Genomic DNA, 2268 nt, shown 5'->3' on the forward strand with positions numbered 1-2268 from the left:
GCCCTGCCTTTTCAGTACTTCGTGGATACCGGCAATGCAGCCGTGAAAGGAATTTTCGGCGTCGAAAATCGCGGCGTTCATGTCCGTGACCGAAATGCCTTTGGCAAGCAGGGCTTCCGAGCCCTGGTAGTTGTTGCTGACACACTCTTTTATCTCGGCCAAAAGCTCCACCGCTTTAGCTGTCCAGACGGCCCAGTGGCCCAGCAGTCCGCCCACGAAGCGTTTTTCTATCCTTATTCCGTTCACATCCAGGCGGTAGGGGGTGAGCAGGTCCGCCACGATGTTGTCGTCGTTGCCCGTGTAGAGGGCAATTTCGTCCCGCCGGTCCGAGTCGCAGATCCCCCGTACGGCCTCCAGGGTTTGGTAGCGGTTGAAAGCGGCGATTTTCACCCCCACCACGTTGGGCAGGTCAGCCATTTCTCGCCAAAAATTATAACCCAACAGCCGGCCACCCACCGCAGGTTGCAGATAAAACCCAAAGACCGGAATCTCGGCCGATACGGCACGAAGATGGGCGATCAGCTCATCGTCGGTAAAATTATTCAAGCCCCCCAGGCTGACCAAACCCATGTGGTAGCCGTGCTTGCGGGCCAGTCCGGCCTCGCGCAACGCCTGGTCGGTGGGGCCGCAAACGCCCGCAATTTTCAGGAAAGGCCGCGAGAGCCCGGCCTGGGCAATTTCGTCGGCGGCCAGTTCCAGCACCCTTTCCAGCAGGTTGACTTCCGGCTTCCTGATCTCGAACTGCGTGGTATGCACGCCCACCGCCACGCCGCCCGCGCCGCTGGCCAGGTAGTAGCGCGTCAGGAGCCGCTGCCGCTTTTCATCCAGTTCTCGGTTTGCAGTCAGGGCCAGCGGGTGCGCCGGAATCACCGTGCCGGCGTGTAAAAACTGCCGGAGTTCATCGTTCAAGGTTGGGGTCATCACTTCTAAAATTTACCGCTTCTTTCCTGAAAATGAGTGGCCTTGTTGATCGTTTTTCCACCCTGGACGAGCCAGTCGTAAATCAGGCCCACCATTTGTTTGGGGTTGGTTCTGGGGTAGCCAAACAGCGCGACGCATTCGGCGGCGTTGCTCAGCAGAGCGGTGGGCTGCTCTTCGTGCGCAAAAATGGGGGGCGTACCCGCCAGCTCGCCAAACTGTTCGGCGATCCACCGCACCGAGAGCTGCTCGGGGCCTGTGACGTTCAGTACTTTGGCGGGCCGCGAGCAGTGCAGCAGCGACCGGATCGCAATTTCGTTGGCATCACCCTGCCAGATCACGTTCACCATGCCCATCCGCAGGTCGATGGGCTTTTGGGCGATTACGCTTTTGGCCAGTTCCAGCAGCACGCCATACGTGACGTCGTTGGCGTAGTTGAGCCGGTAGATCAGCAGGGGGGTACCGTGTTTCTGACTGTGGTACTCAAAAATGCGCTCCCGGCCCAGGCACGATTGCGCGTACTCGCCCAGCGGTTCCGGGGCCAGGTCTTCGGTGGCCCCGCCCATCGCTATTGGCGTGAGCGGATAGACATTCCCGGTGGAAAAAACCACAATGTTGGCGTCTTTGAATTTTTCAGCCACCCGACCGGGCAGGTAGCTGTTCATGGCCCAGGTGTGGGACTCGTTGCCCGTGGTGCCGAATTTGGTGCCGGCCAGGTACAGGACGTTTTTTACCATAGGCAAGGATTGCAACTGCGAGTCGTCGAGCAAATCTGCCCGGATCGTCTCGACGCCGGCTTCATTCAGCTCCTCGGCCAGGCCAGGTTCGGAGAAGCGGGAAACGGCGATGATTCGTTTCTCAACCCCAGACTCGTCGGCCGCTTTCCGGGCGAGTTTGGCCAGGGCGGGGCCCATCTTCCCCCCCGCTCCCAGCAGCAGGATGTCACCCTCGATGCGAGAAATGTCCGCCACGAGTTCCGGCGAGGGTTGCAGAAGTGCTTCGTATCGTTTCTGGAGATCGTTCATTTCTGTTGTTATAGATAGATTCTGGTTTGTGGGGGTAAGTGTTTAACTGAAAAATAACGTTTTGACATTGACGAGCGCCAGCCCGATGATGAGCGCCAGTCCCAGTGCACCCATCATTCGGGCGCTCACCGTATTGGTCAGGTTTCCCATGAGCTTGCGGTCATTGGCGATCAGATACATGCTGATTCCAATGACTGGAACGACGAAGATGGTCACACTTTGGGCGAAAACGATCAGTTGCAGGGGCAGCCGGCCAAAAGCGATCGCGATGACTGCTCCGAACACCATCACCAGAGCGATGAAGTACTTGATGGGCCGGGTGCTG

Annotated in this window: 3 protein-coding genes; all 3 read right to left on the reverse strand. The window is 58.5% G+C overall.

Going from position 1 to position 2268, the window contains the following annotated elements; genetic code table 11:
• Positions 1 to 921, reverse strand: a 921-nt coding sequence (locus tag IE117_RS26150; RefSeq protein ID WP_189569350.1) for a dihydrodipicolinate synthase family protein, incomplete at its 3' end; no start/stop codon positions are given.
• Between the two features lie 5 nt (positions 922 to 926).
• The gene (locus IE117_RS26155; protein WP_189569353.1) at positions 927 to 1943 is read right to left on the reverse strand and encodes an NAD-dependent epimerase/dehydratase family protein; all 1017 of its coding nucleotides are present in this window, start codon (positions 1941 to 1943) and stop codon (positions 927 to 929) included.
• A gap of 42 nt (positions 1944 to 1985) precedes the next feature.
• On the reverse strand, positions 1986 to 2268 hold a 283-nt coding region (locus tag IE117_RS26160), incomplete at its 5' end, for a divalent metal cation transporter (protein ID WP_189569355.1).

This window comes from Persicitalea jodogahamensis (genome assembly GCF_014651615.1).
Classification (GTDB): domain Bacteria; phylum Bacteroidota; class Bacteroidia; order Cytophagales; family Spirosomataceae; genus Persicitalea; species Persicitalea jodogahamensis.